General features: G+C 31.5%; 24 protein-coding genes. 5 read left to right on the forward strand and 19 right to left on the reverse strand.

The genetic code is table 11. The features are described from left to right. The first annotated feature begins 142 nt into the window (after positions 1–142). Positions 143–532: a bacteriohemerythrin gene (locus tag ACXJIE_RS08675; protein WP_456480578.1), complete on the forward strand. Its 390-nt coding sequence runs from the start codon at positions 143–145 to the stop codon at positions 530–532. On the opposite strand, the gene ACXJIE_RS08680 is transcribed toward ACXJIE_RS08675, so the two are convergent. The 19 genes from ACXJIE_RS08680 to ACXJIE_RS08770 form a co-directional block, all read right to left on the reverse strand. Beyond that, positions 522–1,157: a Crp/Fnr family transcriptional regulator gene (locus ACXJIE_RS08680; protein WP_456480579.1), complete on the reverse strand. Its 636-nt coding sequence runs from the start codon at positions 1,155–1,157 to the stop codon at positions 522–524. The genes ACXJIE_RS08675 and ACXJIE_RS08680 overlap by 11 nt on opposite strands. Positions 1,158–1,259: 102 nt before the next feature. Continuing rightward, the gene (locus ACXJIE_RS08685; RefSeq protein ID WP_456480580.1) at positions 1,260–2,993 is read right to left on the reverse strand and encodes a transglutaminase TgpA family protein; all 1,734 of its coding nucleotides are present in this window, start codon (positions 2,991–2,993) and stop codon (positions 1,260–1,262) included. After that, positions 2,953–3,714 carry a DUF58 domain-containing protein gene (locus tag ACXJIE_RS08690; protein WP_456480581.1) on the reverse strand — a complete coding sequence of 254 codons (762 nt, stop codon included), beginning with the start codon at positions 3,712–3,714 and terminating at the stop codon, positions 2,953–2,955. The genes ACXJIE_RS08685 and ACXJIE_RS08690 overlap by 41 nt, the downstream gene beginning before the upstream one ends. After that, complete coding sequence (locus tag ACXJIE_RS08695; RefSeq protein ID WP_456480582.1) at positions 3,680–4,525, reverse strand: AAA family ATPase; 846 nt, start codon at positions 4,523–4,525, stop codon at positions 3,680–3,682. Before ACXJIE_RS08695 ends, ACXJIE_RS08690 begins: the two co-directional genes overlap by 35 nt. Next, complete coding sequence (locus ACXJIE_RS08700) at positions 4,518–6,332, reverse strand: menaquinone biosynthesis decarboxylase (protein WP_456480583.1); 1,815 nt, start codon at positions 6,330–6,332, stop codon at positions 4,518–4,520. Before ACXJIE_RS08700 ends, ACXJIE_RS08695 begins: the two co-directional genes overlap by 8 nt. 1 nt (position 6,333) lies before the next feature. After that, positions 6,334–6,786, reverse strand: a complete 453-nt coding sequence (locus tag ACXJIE_RS08705) for a hypothetical protein (RefSeq protein WP_456480584.1) — start codon at positions 6,784–6,786, stop codon at positions 6,334–6,336. Continuing rightward, positions 6,779–7,243 (reverse strand): phosphohistidine phosphatase SixA, encoded by a 465-nt coding sequence (gene sixA / locus ACXJIE_RS08710; protein WP_456480585.1) that lies wholly within the window; start codon positions 7,241–7,243, stop codon positions 6,779–6,781. Before sixA ends, ACXJIE_RS08705 begins: the two co-directional genes overlap by 8 nt. Positions 7,244–7,252: 9 nt before the next feature. Then, positions 7,253–8,701 carry an endo alpha-1,4 polygalactosaminidase gene (locus ACXJIE_RS08715; protein ID WP_456480586.1) on the reverse strand — a complete coding sequence of 483 codons (1,449 nt, stop codon included), beginning with the start codon at positions 8,699–8,701 and terminating at the stop codon, positions 7,253–7,255. Further along, positions 8,694–9,857 carry a class I SAM-dependent rRNA methyltransferase gene (locus tag ACXJIE_RS08720; RefSeq protein WP_456480587.1) on the reverse strand — a complete coding sequence of 388 codons (1,164 nt, stop codon included), beginning with the start codon at positions 9,855–9,857 and terminating at the stop codon, positions 8,694–8,696. The genes ACXJIE_RS08715 and ACXJIE_RS08720 overlap by 8 nt, the downstream gene beginning before the upstream one ends. After that, complete coding sequence (locus ACXJIE_RS08725) at positions 9,847–10,128, reverse strand: type II toxin-antitoxin system RelE/ParE family toxin (RefSeq protein ID WP_456480588.1); 282 nt, start codon at positions 10,126–10,128, stop codon at positions 9,847–9,849. Before ACXJIE_RS08725 ends, ACXJIE_RS08720 begins: the two co-directional genes overlap by 11 nt. Further along, positions 10,125–10,346 carry a hypothetical protein gene (locus ACXJIE_RS08730; protein WP_456480589.1) on the reverse strand — a complete coding sequence of 74 codons (222 nt, stop codon included), beginning with the start codon at positions 10,344–10,346 and terminating at the stop codon, positions 10,125–10,127. The genes ACXJIE_RS08725 and ACXJIE_RS08730 overlap by 4 nt, the downstream gene beginning before the upstream one ends. Before the next feature lie 84 nt (positions 10,347–10,430). After that, positions 10,431–12,383 carry an IGHMBP2 family helicase gene (locus tag ACXJIE_RS08735; protein WP_456480590.1) on the reverse strand — a complete coding sequence of 651 codons (1,953 nt, stop codon included), beginning with the start codon at positions 12,381–12,383 and terminating at the stop codon, positions 10,431–10,433. Next, positions 12,376–13,518, reverse strand: coding sequence for a ComEC/Rec2 family competence protein (locus ACXJIE_RS08740; RefSeq protein ID WP_456480591.1), 1,143 nt, complete (start codon positions 13,516–13,518; stop codon positions 12,376–12,378). Before ACXJIE_RS08740 ends, ACXJIE_RS08735 begins: the two co-directional genes overlap by 8 nt. Before the next feature lie 151 nt (positions 13,519–13,669). Further along, positions 13,670–14,542, reverse strand: coding sequence for an HNH endonuclease family protein (locus tag ACXJIE_RS08745; RefSeq protein WP_456480592.1), 873 nt, complete (start codon positions 14,540–14,542; stop codon positions 13,670–13,672). Then, entirely contained in the window at positions 14,517–16,613 is a 2,097-nt protein-coding gene (locus ACXJIE_RS08750; protein ID WP_456480593.1) for a hypothetical protein, read from the reverse strand. The genes ACXJIE_RS08745 and ACXJIE_RS08750 overlap by 26 nt, the downstream gene beginning before the upstream one ends. Positions 16,614–16,659: 46 nt before the next feature. Further along, positions 16,660–18,435, reverse strand: coding sequence for a DUF4011 domain-containing protein (locus tag ACXJIE_RS08755; protein WP_456480594.1), 1,776 nt, complete (start codon positions 18,433–18,435; stop codon positions 16,660–16,662). 167 nt (positions 18,436–18,602) lie between these two features. Further along, positions 18,603–19,391, reverse strand: coding sequence for a WYL domain-containing transcriptional regulator (locus ACXJIE_RS08760; RefSeq protein ID WP_456480595.1), 789 nt, complete (start codon positions 19,389–19,391; stop codon positions 18,603–18,605). Further along, positions 19,378–19,725, reverse strand: a complete 348-nt coding sequence (locus ACXJIE_RS08765) for a YkvA family protein (RefSeq protein ID WP_456480596.1) — start codon at positions 19,723–19,725, stop codon at positions 19,378–19,380. The genes ACXJIE_RS08760 and ACXJIE_RS08765 overlap by 14 nt, the downstream gene beginning before the upstream one ends. Positions 19,726–19,903: 178 nt before the next feature. Next, the gene (locus tag ACXJIE_RS08770; RefSeq protein ID WP_456480597.1) at positions 19,904–21,205 is read right to left on the reverse strand and encodes an ATP-binding protein; all 1,302 of its coding nucleotides are present in this window, start codon (positions 21,203–21,205) and stop codon (positions 19,904–19,906) included. 355 nt (positions 21,206–21,560) lie between these two features. On the opposite strand from ACXJIE_RS08770, the gene ACXJIE_RS08775 reads away from it, so the two are divergent. The 4 genes from ACXJIE_RS08775 to rpmF all read left to right on the forward strand — a co-directional run bounded on the left by ACXJIE_RS08775 (position 21,561) and on the right by rpmF (position 22,805). Further along, positions 21,561–21,833, forward strand: a complete 273-nt coding sequence (locus tag ACXJIE_RS08775) for a 4Fe-4S dicluster domain-containing protein (protein WP_456480598.1) — start codon at positions 21,561–21,563, stop codon at positions 21,831–21,833. Between the two features lie 69 nt (positions 21,834–21,902). Continuing rightward, positions 21,903–22,316, forward strand: coding sequence for a nucleoside-diphosphate kinase (gene ndk / locus ACXJIE_RS08780; protein ID WP_456480599.1), 414 nt, complete (start codon positions 21,903–21,905; stop codon positions 22,314–22,316). Beyond that, the gene (locus ACXJIE_RS08785) at positions 22,317–22,646 is read left to right on the forward strand and encodes a DUF177 domain-containing protein (protein WP_456480600.1); all 330 of its coding nucleotides are present in this window, start codon (positions 22,317–22,319) and stop codon (positions 22,644–22,646) included. 9 nt (positions 22,647–22,655) lie between these two features. Beyond that, positions 22,656–22,805 carry a 50S ribosomal protein L32 gene (gene rpmF / locus ACXJIE_RS08790; RefSeq protein WP_456480601.1) on the forward strand — a complete coding sequence of 50 codons (150 nt, stop codon included), beginning with the start codon at positions 22,656–22,658 and terminating at the stop codon, positions 22,803–22,805. Positions 22,806–22,848 lie beyond the last annotated feature (43 nt).

Consider the following 22,848-nt stretch of genomic DNA (forward strand, 5'->3'; position numbering starts at 1 on the left):
GGTTGAAAACTTCAACTTCGGTGTAATCAGCGGTGACATTCACAAAGATTTCGGAAACGAATTAGCTTCTTAATTATTCTCTCTCCTTTAGGGGCCTTTGTGCCTCTTTTTTTTATATAATTTCAGATAAAAAGGTATTAATATGTTAATTGAAAAAGTAAATCCGGTTACATTTGAACCCACGAACGAAATACACAATAAAGAATTAGAATATATAAACAGACTCTATGACGCTATTGAAAACAACGGTGATATTGAAAAAGCATATGAAGAATTTTTAAATGATGTAAAAGAACATTTCGCATTTGAAGAAAAACTGATGGAAAAGTACAGTTTTTTTGCAATCGTACCGCATAAAATGGAACACAGCAGAATTTTAAACGAACTTGAAGAATTAAAAAACAAATTAGATGACAGAGAATATCTGCAAGATTATTTCAAAAAAGCATTTGTTCCATGGCTTGAAAACCATATCAATACCATGGATACGGTAACGGCAGGATTTTTTAAAATGGTAAATGCTACCATTTAAAAATTTCTTTAATTTTTTCTTTATTTTTCACAATAAGTTTACTTCCTATATTTTCTATAATTCCAAGCTGTTTAAACTTTTTAAGTTTACGACTTAATGTTTCAGGTTTTATGTTCAATAAACTCGCAATGCTGTGCTGTTTAAGCTCACTGAACATTTCATCATTGTCGTAAATAAATTTAGCTATTTTGGTTTCAGTATCAAGTATTAAATTATCCTGAATTATTCCGTCTAAATATTTCATTTTTTTAAGAAGTGAGCTCATAATTGAAAAACAGACATCCCCGCTTTTGATGAACTTCTTAAAAGGCTCAAATTCTATTTTTAAAACAACACCGTCTTCATCCATGGCACAGCTTGCGGGAAAAGGCATATTTTCAAAACAGGCAAGTTCGGCAATTAAAGAAGGCGGGGTAAATTTGTGTATAATTAACTCATGTCCTTTATTGTCAACCTTATAAACCCTTGCACTGCCGCTTAAAAGCAGATGCAGATAAGCCGGATTTTCTTTTTCGTAAAAAACTATCTCGTTTTTTTTCAGCTTTTTGACAATTGTAAATTTTTCAATCTCTTTAAGTTCCCCCTCGCTTAAGCCTTTAAATAAAAAAAGGTTTCCTAACTCCATTTCCGCCTTTCTTTTTTAAATATTCTATCACAAAATTATTATCATATATATTTTTAAGACGTTTTTAAACGTTTTTATTTAAAAAAAGTAATAAACATCCGTTCATTTCAATTTAAAACGCTTAATAAGTTTTTTCAGTTTTTTTATATCCTCATCAGTACTTTTGTAAAAAGTGATTTTTTCATAAAGCTCGTTTATTTCGTTTAATTTTTCATTTCCGTAACTTCTTAAAAATTCGTCAACCGTTTCGTTATGAGGTCTTGCGTCAAGTTTTTTATAAAGCTTTTCGAGAATGTCCCTTTGTGTGAAAAACATCCTGTAAACAAACAAAACCGTCCCTGCAAACAGTAAAAAAACAGCGGCGAACATAAAAAAATGTTTTTTAAAAAAATCCAAAAACCTTTTTTGTTTCGAACTGTCGTATTTTATAACCCACTCTTCAATCAAAAACCTGTAATATGAGAGATATATATCGATTTCGAAAGGCTTTACATACTCAAAAGCCCGTTTCGATTCGTTTTTATATGCAAACGAGGTCGGATCAATCCTCACCCATTTTCCGTTTATCAAAACCTCGTCCCACACATGTGCGTCTTTAGAGTAAACCTTGTAATACCCGTTTACCGGGTTTTTAGCAAGAAAACCGCTCACAATCCTGCTCGGAAGTCCAGCCATCCGGCAAAAAAGTGCAAACGCACTCGCAAAATGTACGCAAAAACCCTTTTTCGTTTTAAACAGGGAATCAACGATGTTGGCGGTATCGATATGAGGTTTTAAAGAATATACGATTTTTTCTTTCTTAAATATTTCTATTATTTTTTGCAGCTTTTCATTATCTTTCATTTTTTTAAGTCCGAAAGCCAGTTTTTGTGCATAAGGGTTTTTGTTTTTATCGTATAAAAGATCCGTTTCGGGAAATTTTTTAGGGGCTATTACGTAACCGAGAGCCGATTCGGCTTTAATAAACACCGTTTTATCAACAGGTTTTTTAGTTTTCAAAACAAAATTCCCGTCGGGTTTTCCAAGCTCGGCGTCAACGGGCAGATCTATTGCAAAAAGATATTTCATTCCGTTAGGATACTCTTTAAGATAATACGTGTTTATGTCCCAAAGCGAAACGGCTTTGTCGGATACGGTTTTTCCTTTGTACCATCTTCCGTTTTTATATATGTTTAAAACCTCTCCCCTGAGATAAACCTGCGGATAGTTTTTTTTCAGTTTGAACTCCACAACGGGAATTTTTGTAAGTGTGATGTTTTTAACATCCGTATCGGCGTTTTTACTGAACCCGCTTGTATAAATTTCACCGGAAAAACCGAATATGAAATGTTTTTGATTAACCCTCGGAAAAAACAAAAACAGCAAAACCGTCAAAGGCATAGACATAAAATATAAAACAAAAGCCTTTTTCAAAGCCGTTTTCAAAGGAAAATAAACACTCATAACGGCGGCTACAAAAACATAAATTTCAAAAAGAAGATAAAAAAGCATATATACGTTTTGAAAAAAAACGATACTCATACCGAAAAAAAGAAACGGTGAAAGCTTTATATAAAAGTTATTCGTCTGCGTCCTTTGCAGATATACACCGAGCAGAAGAAGACTTACAAGAAACTTCACATAAACCCTGTAATCGGCGAATTCCCTTATGTTATAAAAAGAAACCGCCATACATAAAAACCCTAATATCCACAAAAGCTTTGTTTTTTTATAGTAAACCAAAAAAACACCTACAACCGCAAACAGTTTAACCGCACCGGGCAGCACGAAAAAAAACGGCAAAAAGGTGATTAAATTAAGCAGGTCGGTATAAAGCCAGTTTTTTGAATACTTCATCAAAACCTTCTTTCGAATCTATTGTCATATCGGGCAAAACGATACTGAAAACATACCCTTTTTGAAACGCTTCATAAGCCCAAAGCGCAATTTGTGAAATTTTCTCCTCTTTCGTACCCGGGGTTTTAGCGTAATCAAAAACAAATTTTCTTATGTGTGTTTCACCCCCGAAAACCTTGCTTTGCAGATCCCCTTTAGCAAGAGACGGCCAGTGTATGTATTTAGGCTCTTCAAAATTATACCTTTTAAGCCCCTTGAATTCCTCCTCAGCTCGGGAGTTTAAAAAAACATCCTCAATTCCCCTTCCCTTAAGCTCGGGATACACAAGCACCTTAAAAGGGACTTTTTTATAAAAAACCGCCAGTTTAAGGGGATAGTTGCTTTTTAACAAAACTTCGGTTTCGTTTACTCCCCTTTTACTAAAAACGAACTCGTCCTCCGCTTCTCCTATAAAATTTATTTTTTTAAATGGTATTTTAACCCTTTGGTTTGCAAAAATCCTTATTTCAGGCACTTTTATTTCCGCTACGCCTATATTTACCCTTCCTAAAACAACAGAAACGGCACTCAGCGAAAAAAGAAAAAAAAGAGCGATAAAAGCCAGGTTGTTGTTATGCACGTATCCGGCCGCAAACAGAATAAACATACCCGCAATACTCAGATAAAAAAAACGGGTTTTTTCTACTCTAATAGTAGGCTTGAATAATTTTTTCAGCCGCATTTTTGTCTTTAAGCCTGTGGTTCGCCACATATCCTAATATATCGAAAACGTCCCTGTCAATCACATATTCCCTTTTTTCTAAAAAAGCATAGGCTTTTGACAATTCGAGAAGGGAAATCAAAGCCCTTGTCGAAAGCCCGGTTTCAAACATCCCGTTTCTGCTTACAGAGCCTATTTTGATTATCAGATCGTATATTTTTTCATCAACATATATGTTTTTTACCTTTTCTTTAAGAGCTACGCTTTCTTTAAAAGATTTTAAACGCGGTTTTTCTTTTTTTAATATCATTTTTTCGGCTTCGGGATTTGCGTAACCTATGCTTAAACTTATACCGAATCTGTCAATCTGGGAAAGGGGAAGCGGAAAAATACCGTATTCCGCCGGATTCTGTGTGGCTATTACAAAAAAATCGCCGCTTAACGGATACGTCACGCCGTCGATACTTACCTGTCTCTCTTCCATAGCCTCAAGCAGGGCGCTCTGGGCTTTCGGGGACGCCCTGTTGATTTCATCGGCAAGCAGTATGTCCGTAAAAACCGCCCCTTTTTTGAAGACGAACTCTTTTTTGTTCAAATCGAAATAATTAACGCCTATTATATCGCTCGGCAGCATATCCGCCGTAAACTGTATCCGTTTGAACTCAAGTCCTAAAACATTCGCAATCGTTTTCGCCATTGTGGTTTTGCCGACTCCGGGTATGTCTTCTATCAAAACGTGCTGGCCGCTCAAAAAAGCGGCTAAAATTATTTTTATTTTTTCATCTTTGCCTTTTATTACCTTGGTTATCTCCCTGATAATCCTTTCAATCATGCACTACCTCGTATTTTTTCAGCTCTTCTTCACTAATATCTTTGATAAGCCCCGATTTTTTGAGTTTTTCAATCACTTCAGGGGTTGTATCCACATCAGGAGGCCACTCTCTATTGAATCCGTCTATTTCGCTTTTGTTAGTCCCGTCAATTCCTACAATTTCCTCCACCCATACGTCCCTTAGCGCATCCATATTATTCGTAACCCTCCATACAAGCATATACGGATTAAACGTCTCGGGAGTATTGATAAACACAACAATTCTCAAATGCTCTTTTAATTCTATTAATTTATCAAATATTTCTCTTGCGGGTTTCGTTTTGTTAAATTTTATAACACATACCGGATTTTTGGTATCGGTCATATACTGCTTAATCTCCTCCACACTCTCATCAAGCTCTTTTATTTTCTCAAACAGCTCCTCATCACTTAATACTTTACACTCTTCATTTTCCATCTTCCATTTTCCATTTTCCATTGAAGCCGTTGCATCCACCCCGAGCTTACCGCCCACAAGCTCAAGGGCGCTTGAATGGTCAAGCTCGTCCACCACGCCTTTGCTGATTAAAATTTTTTCAGGGTCGAAATTGTTTAAAATATATCTTGCAATATTTTCATAATCCCTTAAATCCGGCGCGTCTTCTCCCACAAACACGGCGTGTTTTACGAAACTCATCTGTCCCGTCCCCCACAAGGAGTGCATAATCTGCATACTGTGCCCCGGATATCTCGGGGCGATTTTACAAAGTATAAGATTATGAAACACCCCGTTTTCAGGCATAGCGTAGTCAATCAAATCGGGAGCAGTTGTTTTAAGAAAAGGCAGAAAAATCCTCTCCGTCGCATAACCCATATATTTATCCTCAAGCGGCGGCTTTCCGACCACCGTTGCATAAAACACGGGATCTTTTTTGGTGGTAACGGTATCCACGTGCATAACTGGAAACGGTTTTTTAAGCGTATAATATCCCGTATGATCCCCGAACATCCCCTCAATTTCCATTTCATCCGGGTCGCACCACCCTTCAATAACGATATCGGCATCCGACGGAACTTCCAAATCATTGCTGATACATTTCACAAGCTTTGGATTTTCGCGCCTTACAAACCCGTAAAGCATTACTTCAAAGATACCCGGAGGCATCGGAGCCGTCGCACACCATGTCCAAAGCGGATCACCGCCTATTGCAACGGAAACGGGCATTTTTTTTCCGGCTTTTTTATATTCCCAGAAAAGATGGGCGCTGTCTTTGTGTATCTGCCAGTGAAGTCCGAGACGTTTGTCGTCATACACCTGAAGTCTGTACATTCCGACGTTTCTGATATCCCCCTCAAGGCTTTTGGTGTAAACCTGCCCCATTGTGATAAATTTACCGCCGTCAAGCTCCCAGGTTTTAAGTATCGGAAGGCTGCCGAGTTTCGCCGCCTCACCTTTGTAAATTCGATACTGGCACTCACCCGATTTTACCGTTTTCGGAATTGTGTTTTTAATCGCAAAAAGTTTTCCGAAAGCCTTTAATTTCTCTCCGAGCGTCTTAGGAGGCTTCATTTTTATAAGGGATTCTATCTCGTCTGCGATTTCATCAAGATCCCTTCCGAAAATTTTTCTTACAACCTCGTCGTTTGCAAAAAGATTCATCACAACCGGAATGTCAAAATTTTTATCACCTTCCACCGGATTTGTAAACATTAAAATTTTCGGATTTTTCTTTTTTGCCTCTATATAGGCAAGGTGCGGAATTTCAAGATTTATATCAAGGGGCTTATCGATAATTTCAATATAGTTTTGCAAATCGTTAAGATTCATATCAGTCCTTTAACAGTTTTATAATTTTTGAAAGTAAAAGCATAATTTTAAAAACCTCTTTCAAAAGATACTCTTTTTCCTTCAATTCCTTAGGGTATGAAAGCATACTTAAAATTTCAAGGGCTTTAATTATTGCGTCGCTTATTTCGTTTCCGTAAACCGAAACAAGTTTCAGCCTTAATTTTTCAAGTTCCTTATTGATTACAAACTCTTCGGGTAAAAACGGAGCGAAAAAAAGAGCGAGCTCGCGTGAAAGTTTTTCATAATTACCGTCAAAACAGTTTAAAAGTTCGTTTTCATTAAGTTCCGTACTGTTAAATTCATCATAATATTCAATAAGATTTTCAAGATTATACTCTTTTAAAAACTCTTCGGCGCTTTTTTTTTCATAAGATAGAAATATAAAATAAAGGGCGATTTCCGAAAAATTGTCATTTTTTAACTTCTCAAGCATATTCGTCCCTGAAATGTCTGTAATGCAAAAGTGCTTTCATAACGCCGTCTTCCATCTCCACCACAGAGGGTTTTCTCAGTTTAAGTTTAAGGTTAGGGGCATACATCAGCTCTTTTACAAAATTGCCGAGATCCGGCTCGTGCCCAACAACAGCCACAATACCGCTTTTGTTTTGAATTGCCTGTTTTAAATCGTTTATTCCCGCCCCCGGATACAAAAGCGCGGTTTCTTCATACTTTGAATAAGGATAAAAATTCTTTAATATTTCCGCCGTCTGTTTTGCCCGCAGTGCCTTTGAAGTTACGATAAAATCAATTTCCGGGTATATTTTTTTAATATGTTTAAAAAATTTTTTCGCCCTTTTTACGCCTTTTTCCGTTAAAGGCCTTTCAAAATCGTGCCCCGTCCATTCTTCCCTTTCCATAGCGAGAGAATGTCTTATAAACAGAATTTTCATTTTTTCCTCCTAATAATCTCCGTAATCACAGCTTCTTACAAAACTTCCGTTTAAATCCGAAGGAACGACAATCGTCCTCAATCCCCTCTTTTTAGCATCTTCACACAAAGATTCGAAACTGCTGTTGTTTTCAACGTAAGTTTTGTTGTATTCGGCGTTAAAAACCGGCTTGTTTTCGTTAACAAACGGAGCGAGTTTGTCGCATTCACCGTATTCGTGACAGCTTTCGTTTACGGCAAAATCAAAATAATCTACCAAATCGTTTATCTGATCCGTATCGTTTTTCAAGCCTACAAGAAGCCCCCTTTTCTTAGCCTGAATGGCAATAAACCTGTTATAATCGAACTGGTCCTGATATGTAAGGGCAAACCCCGTACTGTTCTGATATCCGTCCATATTGTCCGGTTCTATGCCCTCACACCCTTTCTCAACCGCCAAATCCATTCTTTTTGTCATAATGCTCCTTACCGTAGAGCTTCTTATATCCAGCCACTTTTCACCGTTCCATCCCTCCACATCGTTGCCTTTTACGTCTTCGGGAAATTCTCCGGCATCGCTTCTGTAGTCTTCCCACGTTCCCACGCTAATGTAACAGATTACTATTTTACCCTCTTTTTTTAATTTTTCAATGGTGTCGGCCGGAGTGTCAAACAGATCCACATCATAAATTTTTGCGGGAATATCCGTTTTCAAATCTCCCTGAAGCTGCCAGTACCATGTGGTGTTTACGTCGATATAAGGAAAATACGGCCAGTGAGCCTGGGATGTAGTGATTATCTCTTTCCACGGTCCCTGAGGAACCTCGTCTTCATCTACAAATTTCCAGTCCACATAATCAACGTCACCAAGCCTTAAATACTCTTTTACGGCCGGTGAAACATCCAAACCGGCTCCGTTTACCGGGTTTAAAGGCGAAGCATATCCGAAAACATAATTAAAATCGTTCTCTTCAAAAGGCCCCACGTCCTCCCACTGCGCATAAGCCGTTTTTACACTTCCGTCCGGATATGTTTTGATTATTTGTATCCATCTGTTTTTAAGTATTGTGGTGTTTGTCTCTTTTTCATACCAGGGTATCAGTTTCTGAGAAGCTTTTACGCTGCCGTTTTCTTCCAAATCGTTATACGGAAGAGCGAAGTAAAAAGGATTTTCAAAAGGTATGAATTTAGCAGGAAAATAGATATTGCTTGCATTTCTGTCAAAAGGATCATCCGCCCCGCCGAAATCCCACATCCATATTCCGTCCCACGCACTTGAAATATTAGGAATATATTCATTTGCTTTCGAACCTTTTTCCCCCACATAAAAGTATGTGACTTTTATGTTTTTGTGCAAAATATACCCGTCATCTTCACCGCCGCCGGCATTAACGTCCGAAACGGACTGTGAAGACGTATACGAGCCTCCCCCGCATCCGTAAAAAAGCAAAAAAAACAGAATAAGCAAAACTCTATACACTTTCCTTCCTTAAAAGAACTCCCGTCAGATAAAGCGAATTCGGAATATTCAAAACATAAGGGTGATCATAATCCTGTTTTAAAAATTCAAGTACCGCAAGATTCGAACCGTCTATTATACTGCTGCTAAGCGCCAAATCCGAAAGATCTTTCGAAGTGATAGAGTGCGAACAGCTGAAAAGTGCGAGATATCCGCCCTCTTTTAAAAGTTTTAAAGCGTTTACAATCAGATATTTCCAGCCTTTGATAGCGCCGTTTCTTGCCTTTTTGTTCTTGGCAAACGCCGGCGGATCTATTATTATCAGATCGTAAATTTCCTTTTCTTTTTCCAAAAATTTAAAAACGTCGGCTTTTATAATGTCATAATTTTCCATTCCGTTAAGAGAGCAGTTTTTTTCTATCTGCGAACATGCAAGCGCCGAAATTTCAACGAATTTCGTATATCCGGCATTTGCATATATTCCGAACCCCCCGCCGTTTGAAAACAGATCAAGCGTTTTTTCGTTTCCGAATTTTCCGACTAAATACCTGTTTTTTCTCTGATCAAGAAAAAATCCCGTTTTTTGGCCTTCTTTTAAATTTGTAAGAAATTTTTTGCCGTTTTCTTCTATTACGAATTCGTCGTCCACATTTCCGTATAACGTGCGGGAAATTACCTCAAGCCCCTCTTTTTCTCGGATTTTGTCTCCTTTTTCATATATGCCTTTAGGATTCAAAAGCTCGATAAGTATTTCAAGTATAACACCTTTAAAATTATCCATACCCGCCGTTGTAAAACTTACGACAAGATTATCACCGTATTTGTCCACTATAAGCCCCGGCAGCAAATCGGCTTCCGAGTGAATAAGCCTTGCGGAATTGGTAATGCTCGCATTAATTTTAAACAGCCCGTTTTGAATGTTTCTTTTTTCAATCGCTTTTTGAATTCTTTGTCTGAAAAACTCCCTGTCAACCGTTACTTTTTTAAAACTCAAAATCCTCGCGGTAATTTTGCTTAAAGGATTTATAAAAGCCGTCGCCACGTATTCACCTTTATATACTAAATCGGCAACGCTACCCCCGTCACATCCGGGAACTGAAACAAGCTCGTTTTTATAAAGCCACGGGACTCTTTTTTTAAGTTTATTAAAAGCTTCTTTGGTTATTTCAATTTTCATAATTTTCGCTCCATTTGAAAATATCAAGTATTATTATTTTGTCTTTCTCTATTTTATAAATAACCGTATAACCTTTATATATTAAATCCCTGTAATTTTCATCATTAAAGTATATTGATTTTCGATACATTTTAGGAAAGGTTTTAAGATTTTCAAACTTTTTATATAAAGTTTCTTTAAAAGTTTTAGCGGCAAACGGTTTATCTTTAGCCATATATTCAAAAATCAAAGCTAAACTTTTTATAAACTTTCTTTTTTTAACAATTTTCACAATGAATACTTTTTATAAAGTTTTTCAAATAATTTTTTTTCCTCCTCTTCACTAATAAAATCATCGCTCTGCGCCTCCTTAATCCTTTTTCTAACTCCTTCTACACTACCCACAACAATTTCGTCAGGATATGAATTTATAATTTCGGCATTCATATCTCTTATTAAATTTTTAAATTCATTAAATTTGGAATTATCTATTTTAACCACCACTTCCATTTTGAATCCTTTACAAATATTTTCTTAAAATCTCCTCTTTTTTAAAAAGTTCAATATAAATATTATAACAAACTCTTGATTTTCTTATATTTTTTTATAAACTCCGTTTTTCTTAATATATTCTATCAAATTTCCGTATGTTTCATTGACTCTAAGCGTGTTTGCATCCCCTATAATTATAAGCTTCCTTTTAGCCCTCGTAATCGCCACGTTTAGACGCCTTATATCGCTTAAAAAGCCGATTTCTTCGTTTTCGTTCGCCCTGACAAGACTTAAAATAATTATTTCCTTTTCCCTTCCCTGAAACCCGTCAACACTCTTAACCTCAACATTTTCCGTTTTGGCCGGTTGGGTAGGTTTTCCATTTTCCATTAATTTTTTAATGTATTCTTCGTGATCTTTATACGGTGTAATAACGCCTATGTGTTCTTCTTTAGCCCCGTTTTTTAAAAATACTTCGACAAGCCCGACTACAAATTCGGCTTCTTTCGGATTGTATTTTGAGGGTGAGTCTTTTTTGTTTTTTTCCATAAATTTTCCGCACGTGTCTATAAACACCACAGGTTCGTAATCGCCGTATATTCCATCGGATTTTATATCCAAATCTTTTATCGTTATGCTCTTGATTTTTTCATACGTTTTTACTTTGCACTCATAAAATTCGCAGCTTGGAAATTCGTTTATTTTCTCATTCATCCTGTACTGAACTCCTAATGTATGCACAGCTTCCGGATAAAGGGCGCTGAATCTTTCAAACATACTTATCTTAAGTTTTTCGTCGTTGCTTAAAACTGTCGGAGGCAGCTGTTTGTGATCGCCCGCAAAAATCACCTGTTTTCCTTTTACAAACGGAATAAGGGTGCCGGGTTCCATAGCCTGCGCCGCCTCGTCGATAAACACGGTATCAAATTCCCTCCCTTCTAAAAACTCTCCCCCGCATGCCGAATTTGTAGCAAAAACAATTTCGGCGTTTTCAAGTATGTCGTTCATAATTTCTTCGATTTTTGCATTTTTTTCATCATACAGTTTGTTTATGTTTTTTTGGATTTTAAGCCATTTGGCTATCTCCCTCATCCATTCTTTCAAAACACCCCTCGCGCCTTTATTTTCTTTTGCGTATTTTAAAATTTCCTCATCGCTCAGCCCCCTTCTTCTTCCGGGTGTCGGTTTTTTATACCTTTTTTCCTGAAGGTGTTTCAAATCGTCTATTTTTTTAACTGTTTTTTCAACTTCTTTATATCTTTTATCACGTCTTATTCTTACATCAAGCGAATATTTCATAAGTTTGCTGTCCATTTTTGCCGGATGACCGATTCTTACCACATTATAATCTTTCAATTTCTCGAGCAGATTGTCAACCGCCACATTGCTGTCGGCACTCACAAGCAATTTTTTACCGATGTGCTTTTTAATAACTTCCGCAAGCGTGGTGGTTTTTCCCGTCCCCGGAGGTCCGTGAATAAGAAAAACATCCGAATTGACGGATTTGCTAAGAGCGACGTTTTGAGATTCGTTTAAAATATCACTCTTTTCATTAATTGAAACAATATCCGGCTCTTTATTTCCGAGAAGTATTTCTATACCATTTTCCATTTTACATTTTCCATTTTCCACTAATTCAAGCGCTTTTTTCATTCTTTTAAACGTTATATCGTTTACGAAAAGATCCAGCCTGTAAAGTTTCGAGCGGAAAATAGGCTCTTTTGAATAAACCTCTATAAAATTTTTACCTATCCCGCTTACCGTGGCTTCCTGGTTGAATTTTAAAGGATCCCCCCTGCTTATTAAAACAATATCACCGGCTTTTATCTGGTGTTCGGGCATATTGTTTCTGTTGAACCTGTATATTTTAAAATCAAGAAATTCCCCCGTGTATTTCATACGTAGGCCTAAAACGGAACGCCCTCTTTTTTGCCTTTCACTGCCGCTTAATCTTTTTATTTCATTCAGATGAAAATCTTTTTCGGCTTTTCTTTCTTTTTCGATCAGTTCACCGAAATATTTCACATACTCTTTTACATTTTTAAATTTATACAATATACACTCCTGTTACATAGAATATCACTGCTAATGATATCAGATTTATACCATAAAACATCCTTTTTGAAAAAAAAGCAAAAACACAGAGCCCTAAAAACACCACTCCGAACCACAATGGAAATTTAACAATTTCAAAACTCTCACCCAATTGCAGATACTTTAAAACAATTCCGTCAAACATTCCCCCGACGCCAAACAGATGTAACAGTATCTCAAGCGGATAAAAAACCGCAAAAAGCAGATTCACAAAGGGCGACAAAAACTGATACGGGTTAAAATTGCCGAAAAACGAATGGGATATCACAAACATTACGGCAAACATATAAAAACTCATTAAAACGGAATTAGCAAATGTAGGTTTATAATACCTGAAAAAAAGATATATGTAAAAAACCCCCGTAATACTTAAAAAATACCCTATACTGAAAACCTTCTCACCGAATATCAGCAGCGAAAAGAGAAAAACAACCCCCAAAACCTTAAGCGAAAAAGGGTTTTGAAGATAATATGCGTATAAAAAAACCACTATTTCCAAAACATAAGCCCTAATCAAAGACGGCGGAAAACCGGTCACATACAGATAAAAAAACTCAATTACAAACACCAAAACCGCCAAATCAACAAACCGGTTGCGGTACGGGAATTTTTTTTGAAAAATTTTATAAACGGGTGTAAAAACCAGATACAAAAACAGTGATATAAACCCGAGATGAAGACCGCTCAGGGCAATAAGATGTGAAACACCGAGGGCACTTAACTCCCGCCTCGTTTTATAATCGATACTTTCGCCTAAAAAAAGAGCCTTGTATATGTTAGTCATTCTTATATCCGAATGCTGCTTTTCTATAAATTCATCAAGTGCGGACACCGGCAAAAGCCTTAAATTAAAGCTCGGAGCGTAAAACGTAAAAAGATAGTCTTTAAAAGAAACACCCGAGGTTATAAGCGCGAGTTTGACATTTTCATTTAAAATGTTTTTAAGATTTTCTCTTGAAACGGTGTAAAACGTAAGATCTTTTGTTTTGAGTTTTAAAACAAAATATTCACCCCTTTTTCCCCGTTTTTTATACTGATTCACAACTTTAACATCCACATCCTTTAATTTATCATACCTGAAATCAAGATAATTCAAAAATGATACCTGAAACCTGACAAAAAACAGAAGAAAAAAAATCAAAATCACAAACTTATTATCTGAAAAATAACGCCCTGTTTTATAATATAACCTGTAAAAACCTTGAATCAAAGCTTCTTTATTCATAATGATTATTTTTTTCATTATATTAAATTTCCAATTCTTCCGAAATGTCTTTTATAAATTTGCTAAGGGGTCGTTTGTTTATTTCGCTTTCGCTTATATATCCGCCGCTAATAAGTCTCTTTAAATCTTCGATGTTTTTGAAAAAAGTTCCTTCGTATTTTTTAAATAGTTCGTCTAAATAGCTTTCGTTATAGATATATTTTTTTTGGATTAGTTCGAGAATTATGTCTTTTAGACAAGAATATCTTTCTTTAATTTTAAAAACTTTTAAATGATTTTCAACTTTAATTGAATTATTTATATTTTGAATTTCTATTTCAAAACCATCAATTGAATGATAAAATTTAACATTACAGAATTTCAATTTAAATTTTATTTTTTTATCAATATCATCTATATAAGGATGGATATATTCATCTAAATTAAAACTTTTTGTATGTTTTAAATTTGAATTACACTGATGGCAAGATGGAATTAAATTATAAATTGATAAAGACAAAATAGGATATGTAGCTTTATCGAAAAAATGATCAAATTCCGGTCTTACAATTTTTTCATTGTTTTCATTAATAACAGTATAAATTGAAGTAATATTGCAATAAGGACAAGTATTTACATTTAAATATTTAGCTAATTCATAAGCATCATAATCATCTTCTTTTTCTTTCTTTTTAATAAAATCATTATATTTACTTTTCATATAATCAAAATTTATTGATTGATTTTTACTCCATTCTCCAATTTCATATAATTTATCAGGTTTTGAAATTAAAATATCTCTCAAAGAATAAGGAGAATTTAATTTTTTTAAATCTTCCTCTAATTTTTTTAATTTACCTTTTAAATTTTTATAATGATTATTTTTTATCTCATCTGTTATTATTATTTTCTTCATCTTTTTTTTCCAAAAAATATTTTCTTTTAGCTCTATCTAATAGTTCATTTTTTATATTTTTAGTTTGGTGCTCCTTTAAAATTTCCAACTCATATTCTAATAATTTTATTTTTTCATCAATTGAATTTATTTTTTTAAGTCTTTTACTATCAAGCATTCTTTGAAGTTCTTTTTTGATAATAGGCTCTCCAATTATATTGATAATTTTTTGTGCTTCTGTGTCGGATTTTATTTTTGATTTTTTACCATTTAAATAATTTATTACATTATCTATAATTCCACTTGCAAACTCTCCCATAAGTCCATTTTCCATAAAAAAGCTATCACTAAGTAAAGTATGAATATTAGCTCCAAAAGTTTCTTTCTTTTCATTTAGTCCATCTACGACTTTACATTTTCCGTTTTTATCTTTATCTAAAAAGATAATATTTTGTTTTGGTAGATCAGATATTATAAAAGGAGAATGAGTTAAGAAAAACAAATGTATTTTTTTATCAAAATTTACCATTTTCTTAAATTCATCTAATGTAAACAATATTTCGCTAATATAATTTTTCTGCCATTCCGGATGAAATCCTAATTCTATTTCATCTAAAAAAATATTAATAGTTGAATATTTTTTAGATTTTAAATTATATAATTGATAAAGCAAACCTATTAAAAATTGAAATTTGAACTTTTCACCTGTACTCAAAGATTCTAATGATTTTTCATTTTCATAAAATTCTACATCTAACCAAGCTGGAAAATATTCTAATATATCTTCTTCTGGTAAATTATCAATTGAAATTTCTTTTTTTTCTATAAATTTTTCTAATTTTTTATATAATTTTTTTTGATGAAATTTTATAGCAACAATAATTTTTTTTAATTCATAATTATCTTTATTTAAAGAATCTAATTTTTCTTCGTGTTTCTTTAAACATTTTTCAAGAATATTAATTAATTTTTTAAAATCTTTTTCAGTTGCAATTTCTGTTACTTTTTCTTCTAACCATTCTATCTTAGAACCAAATTCTTTTAAATTTTCTTTTTTTTCTATTATTTTAAACAAAATATAAATTAAATTTAGTATTTTTAGATTATTTTCTTGATAATATTTTTCAATTGCCTGTTTTATTTCATTTGAAGGAACAAAAGAATTATTATTTAAAATTAATTTTTTCAAATTAATATATTTAATTAAATTTTTATATGGATAAAATTTTAAATCTTTCAATGTTTTTCCATCTTTTTTTAATTCTTCTTTATATATTGTATTAGTAGTAGAATATTTAAATTTTATTCTATCAGGATTAAAAAAAGAAGTAATTTTATTATTTATTAATTCGTCTTTTAAAAAAGAATAAAACAATAAAATTCTTTGATTTGTCAAATATTTTAGTAGATTTAATTTTATTTCATTATATTTTTTTAGTGGTTCTAATAAAAGAGGTATTTTATAATCATCTTTTCTATGATAAATTGTTTCAACCCACAAACTTTCTCCATCTTGCCAAGTATCTAATGAATAGTTATAATAAATTGAAAAAATATTTACACTATTTTTATAATTTTCTATTTTTCCATTATTTATTTGATATTCATAATAAACTTTGTTAAATCTATTTATTTTATATAACCTATTTTGTTGTAATTGTTTCTTTAAATATTCACTATCAATTTTAAAAAATTCTTTTTCATGTTTAACTATTAAAAATAATTTAAACTCTTTTTCTACTAAATCAATTAAAGCTTTGCGAATTAATGTTGCAATATGTGTTTCTTCATCTTCCCAATAAGAATTGGTCAAATTTTTATTATAATACATAAATAAAATTTTGTAAATTAATTTAATAATACTACTCTTCCCACTCCCGTTCTTCCCAACTATTGCCGTAACATTTATATTATCAGGAAAAATATGCACATAATTTTTATTTTCTTCTATTATTAATTCACTGTTTTCTTCATCTAACTCCCCATTTTCTTTATATTTAGGCTTAAACTCACACCTAAACTTAGGTGAGAGATTGAATCCTTGATTTTCAATATTTTTATATCTTTCTACCCACAAATAAACAAGTTCCATCGATTTAGCCTTTATATGAATTATCACAATTGATTCTAAAAATAAATTAAGAATAATTATCTATCATTTCAAAAATTTCATCAATATAAATTAATTCATCTTTATTTATATTTTCACTAATTTTTAAAGGAATATTTCTTCTAAATCCATCCATATCAATAGGTTTAGTAGATATCAATAAATCCATCATATACGGAGATAGTAAAGTTGATTTTCCAAATTTACTTTTTATTTTTTCTTTTATTCGAATTAATTCTTTTAAAATTTTTACTAAGCTATCCATCTCTAAAATAAAATCATCTTTTGTTAAATAATCAGTCTTACTTAATTCTATCCAATTCCAAAAATTTTCATGAAACTGATATTCTTTTAAATATCTGATATAAATATCTAATGTTTCTTCAATATCAATTAAATCTTTATCAGAAATTTTAATAGCATCTTCAATATTAATTTTAATCACTTGATCTAAATCATTTTTATACTTTTCTAAAATCCAAAATAATTCAAATACCGTTTTATTAATAGGTAAAATTTTTTGTTGTAATAATTTGATATATTGTTGAATTTGATTTTGTTTTTCTTGTAAAATTAATTTAGTTTTTTTAATTTCTTCGGGGTTTTCGTATGTTTTACTTAATCTATTCTTAATAGATTCTAATATAGTTGTTTTTTTAGTTTTATTGCTATGTATCTCTAAACAAAAATCTTCTAGTCCTATTTCTTTTAAACGCTTATATACAACTTCTAAAGCCGCAAGCTTTTCTGATACGAATAAAACCTTTTTACCTTCATATATCAAACAAGCAATTAAATTAGAAATAGTTTGAGATTTTCCAGTTCCCGGAGGTCCTTCAATTACTAAATTTTCATTATTTAATACTGTTATAATTGATTCAAATTGAGAAGAATCAGCATTTAAAACTACAGGAATTTTTGTTATTAATTCGTTTTTATCTATGTTTTCAGTTGATAAATTATTATTTTCTTCATTTCCTTTTAAAAGAATATTTAATAAATGTTTATTATTTAAATTCCATTTATCCGGATCTAAATCTTTATAAATCCAAATTTTATTAAATGCTAAAAAGTTTATTTTAACATCATAAATAATTTCCCAATCTTTCTGTTTAAAAAATTCCGATAAATCCTCAAAATATTCAACAATATTAGCATTTTCAAAATCAAATTTAGGAAGTTCAATATTAAAATCATGTATTAATTTTTCTTGCAAAGAACTATTTAACTCAATATCATCTCCGGAATATTCTATAATAAACTTATAAGATAGTTTGCTTTTAATTCTGCTAATTTTAATAGGAATATTTATTAAAGGAGCTTTATAATAAATTGAACTATTTTCCGATTCTTTCCAATTTAAAAAACCTAAACTTAAGTAAAGAATATTATTACCTGTTTCTTCAATATACAAATTACTTTTTAAAAAAATATTATTTAATCTTTTTTCTAATTCATTCGAAAATTGAAGAGTTTTTAAATATTTTAAGTTCTTTTCTTTTTTCAGTGTATTTTTTTTATTAATATTATCATTTTCTAAAATATATTTTCTCAATTCATCATCTACAATTTTACTATCTAAGTTATGAAGTTGAATATATTCAATTTTATTTTCAATTAAAGGTTTAAAAATTAGTTGAGATTCTTGTAATACTAACTTTTCATATATTCCCTCTATACAGCTTTCAATTATATCTATATTAAATTTTTTAGAAGGTTTTTTATAATTTATTAAGCTATTTCTTTTACTTAAATCTATTATTTTTTTTCTTATTTTATTTAAATATTCAATTGATGCATCCATTATAATTTACCTTTGATGAAAAAATTTAAAAAAGTATCCAAATTTAATTTCCACATCAAAACTTTTACAATAGTATCTGCTAAGAGGCATATTTTCATCCTTTCCCCCTCAAAGCTTAACACTATTTTAACACAATAAAAACGAAATCGCCTTTCGTTTTTTAAAAATTACAACGTTTCAATTTCTTCTAAGAGGATTTTTTTGAGCGTATTTTTTAACTTTTCGTCGAATATTTCTATCATAGTGAGGTGTTTTTTTACAAATTCAACAAGCTCTTTTATATGATAATACTCAAATTCAAACATCTCCTTTTCAAAGTAGTTTTTAAATTCGGGTTTTACTTTGATTAACGCTTTTTTCTTTTCGTTATTGAAATATTTAGAATCAAATTCTATGTTGATTTGTTTATTTAAGAGATTTTCATTTAAGGGAGTGAAAGAAGAGATGGAGTTTATGTGAAAGGTTTTTATTTTTTCTTCTTTTAAATCATAAGCAAAAAGATACCATCTTAGATCGAAATTTCCGATTTTTAGGGGATGAATTGTGTAATTTTTATTTTTGTATTCGATATTTAAAGAGATATTCTCTTTTATAAAATAAAGATATGCTTTTAAACTAAAAATATCAAAACTCTCAATTTTTAAGTTTGATATTATGTTCTTTTTTTCTTTTAAAAAAATTTTCTTTATTTCATTTTCATACTTTTTAAAAATATGGACATTAATCGAAAAAACAAACTCCCTAAAAAGCTCAAACAGCTCATTTTCTAAAAGGGATGGTTTTTCTTTTAGTTTGTATTCTCCTTTTTTAATTTTTTCTATTTCATAATATTTTTGAAGTGTTTTGATATAGTTTTGAATACTCCTGATTGTAACGTTTAATTCTTTAGCCGCTTCTTTGACTTTCACACTATCACTGAACAAAAATTTAAAATATAATTTTTCAATATTTTGCATTTTTAAATCTCTTATAATTTTCTATTTCGTCTTTTAACTGTTTTATTACAAATGAAATTACAAATGCATCGTCTATAAATCCTATCCCCGGTAAAAAATCAGGGATTACGTCAAAAGGCAGGACAACATATGCAAGCGCACCTGCTATTGTTGCGTAAGTTGCAGCTGAAAGTGAATATTTTTTATCCGTAATCATTTCAAAAAGCAGTTTCATATCATTTATGAAACTTAAGTTTTTGAATTTTTCAAAAAAACTCTCTACTTCTTCTTCTTTGAAAGAATCTTTTAAATTTTCAACTAATTTCAGTGCTTTTTGTTTTTCTTTTTCCGTCATTTTCTTGCTTTTTTATTTGTATTTTAACAAAATTATTATTAGTTGATTTTGATTTATTTTTATTAGATTCATTTCCCATTTATTCATAATCCCTTTCAACTTTAAGTTTGGCATTTTGATCTTCTAAATCTTTAATCTTTGTTTTTAAGATTTGATTTTTCTCTTTTTTATTGTAGTATTATACAAACAACAACCATTTTATCACGTTAATAATTTCTACATCATTATTTTCAATTTGTGGATTATCAAGAGTTAAAAGTATGAGTTTGGCATCGGTTTTTAGTTCTTCTTTTGCTTTTTGAAGCGTTCTGATTTCTCTTTTTAAGGTTTTTTCGTCATTTAAAGTCAAACTTACCTGAATCAAATGAGTTATTTTTTCATTCTCTTTAATCAAAAAATCAACCTCATAATTATCTTTGGTTTTATAGTAGTAAATATTTTCAAATCTTCTTTTAAGCTCCAAAAATACAATATTTTCAAGCAAATCACCTTTTTTTCTGCCTACTTCAAAAGATACTCTTTTTGAAAGCCCTGTATCTATTGAATAGACCTTTTTTAGATTTACAATCTGCTTTTTTAAAGACCAGTCAAATTTTTTTACCGTATATATTAAAAACGCGTTTTGTAAATATTCCATGTATTTTTCTATCGTTTCATATGAGATGTTTAAGATATTTTTAAGTTTATTGTTAGATACTAAATTTGAAATGTTTGAGAGTAAAAAGACTGAAAGTTGTTCAAGTTTTAAAAAATTATCAAGCTTATATCTTGCCACAATATCCCTAAGTAAAATTGAATCAAAATAACTTTTTAACTCCGCCTTTTTTAACTCTTCGTCTTCCAATAATACAACTTTTGGAAATCCTCCAAACTCCATAAACTCTTCAAAATATCTATCAATTTCAAGCCTGTTTGAAATATATTCAAATTCATTTTTTATATTTAAACCTTTAAATTGCAAAAATTCCCTAAAACTTAAAGGATAAATTAAAACATCCAAATATCTGCCACTTAGAACCGAACTTATTTCTTTACTTAACAGCTTAGAATTTGAACCTGTTGCGTATAAAAAACTGCTTTTTAATTCATACTCTTTATTTAGCCATTTTTCAAACCCCTCAATATTTTGTATTTCATTTAAAAAAATATGAGGTTTGTTTTGAGGTTTAAGATAATAAATATAAGCTTCTTTGATTTTTTCTAAAAGCGACAAATCTAAAAAAGGAGCAAATCTCGGATCTTCTAGATTTATAAAAAGTATCTCTTCTTTTTTTACGCCATAACTCAGCAAATTTTTAATATGATTGATTAAAATTGTAGATTTCCCGCTTCTTCTTACACCTTTTAAAAATATAACCTCTTGTGTTTTATACTTTTTTTCTATTTCGTTTTCGTAACTTTTTCTTTTTAAAGTATCAGGTAAATCTCTGTTCCAAAAATTCCATTCATTTAAAATTTCTATTATTTTTTCTCTATTCACTATAATCCTTTTGGCGTGGTGAGTAATATTATATCAAAATTACTCGTCACATCGAGTAAGGTTTTTTTAAATTTACTAACAAAGGATTAATAAAAACCTTTTCTTTTCCCTCTCTTTTCCTTTTTTCAACTAGCAATTTAAGTTATGTCTTATTGTATTCTCTGAAAAATATCATTTTTTCAAAGGTTCAATTTGGTATTACTTATAACTCGCATATTAAGCACAATTTATCATTGTATATTTGTAACAACACTGATAAGTGATTTTTATAACTAACACAATTATTTTTAATTTAAGCAACATTTAAGAAATAAATGATATATTTCTATTACAAAACATAAACAAAGGAGCTAAGATGGCAGTAAAAATTACTGATATTTGTATCAATTGCGGAGCATGTCTTGACGAATGCCCGGTAGAAGCAATTGTGGATGACAGCGAAAACCCAACAGGTGAGGAAATTTATTACGTAAATCCTGACAAATGCGTTGAATGTGTAGGATATTATGACGAGCCTGCATGTGCGGCGGCATGTCCTACTGAAGGATGTATTGTTTGGGATGAATGTAAAGAGGGACAAACATGTTCTGAAAACAGAGGTGAACCGGGAGAGCCTGTAGTAGAATAATCCTTTCACCCTCTTCTTTTTTCTTCAAATTTTGATATAATTCCTCTCTAAAAACTCAAGGAGAGAAATATGGAAAAAACTCTTTCAATTATAAAGCCAGATGCTGTAGCTAAAAATGTTATTGGTAAGATTATCGACAGATTTGAAAGCAATGGACTTAAAATTGCCGCAATGAAAAAAATCAAACTTACAAAAGAAGATGCCAGTAAATTTTACGAAGTTCACAAAGAAAGACCATTTTATAACGATTTATGCGAATACATGAGTAGCGGACATGTTGTAGTAATGGTTTTAGAAGGTGAAAATGCAGTAGCTAAAAACAGAGAGCTTATGGGAGCCACAAATCCTAAAGAAGCGGCACCTGGAACAATAAGAGCGGATTTTGCAGAAAGTATAGAAGCAAATGCCGTTCACGGAAGTGACAGTCTTGAAAATGCTAAAAAAGAAATCGCATTTTTCTTTGCCGAAAGGGAGATTTTATAATTGGAAATCAATAAAAATTTCCAAGGTTTAGAGCTAAAAGCTAAAAGTGACAAATTAAAAGACGGTACATTTATAGTTGAAGGTAAACTTCAAGGAAGTGTTGAAGTTGAATGTATAAAATGTTTAAAAACATTTAAAAAAGAAATAAACGAAGATGTTAAATTTAAAATCGTTAAACCTCCTTTTAAAGGTTTTGACGAAGAGTATGATATAATCGAAATGGAAAAATTTGATCCACTAGAGCTTTTAAAAAGTGAAATTGAATCAATCAAAAACGATTATAATATATGCGAAGAATGCAAACAAAAAGAATTTAACAAAGAATTTTAAGGAGAAACAATGGCAGTTCCAAAGAGAAGAAACTCTAAAACTAGAGGAGCAAAAAGAAGAACTCATTACAAAATCAGATTAAGTTCTGTAGTAAAATGTTCACATTGCGGTGCATATAAAAGACCTCACAGAGCATGCCCTAGCTGCGGTGAGTATTAATGAAAATAGCAATTGATGCAATGGGTGGGGATTTCGGTCCCGC

This window comes from Nautilia sp., assembly GCF_053994455.1.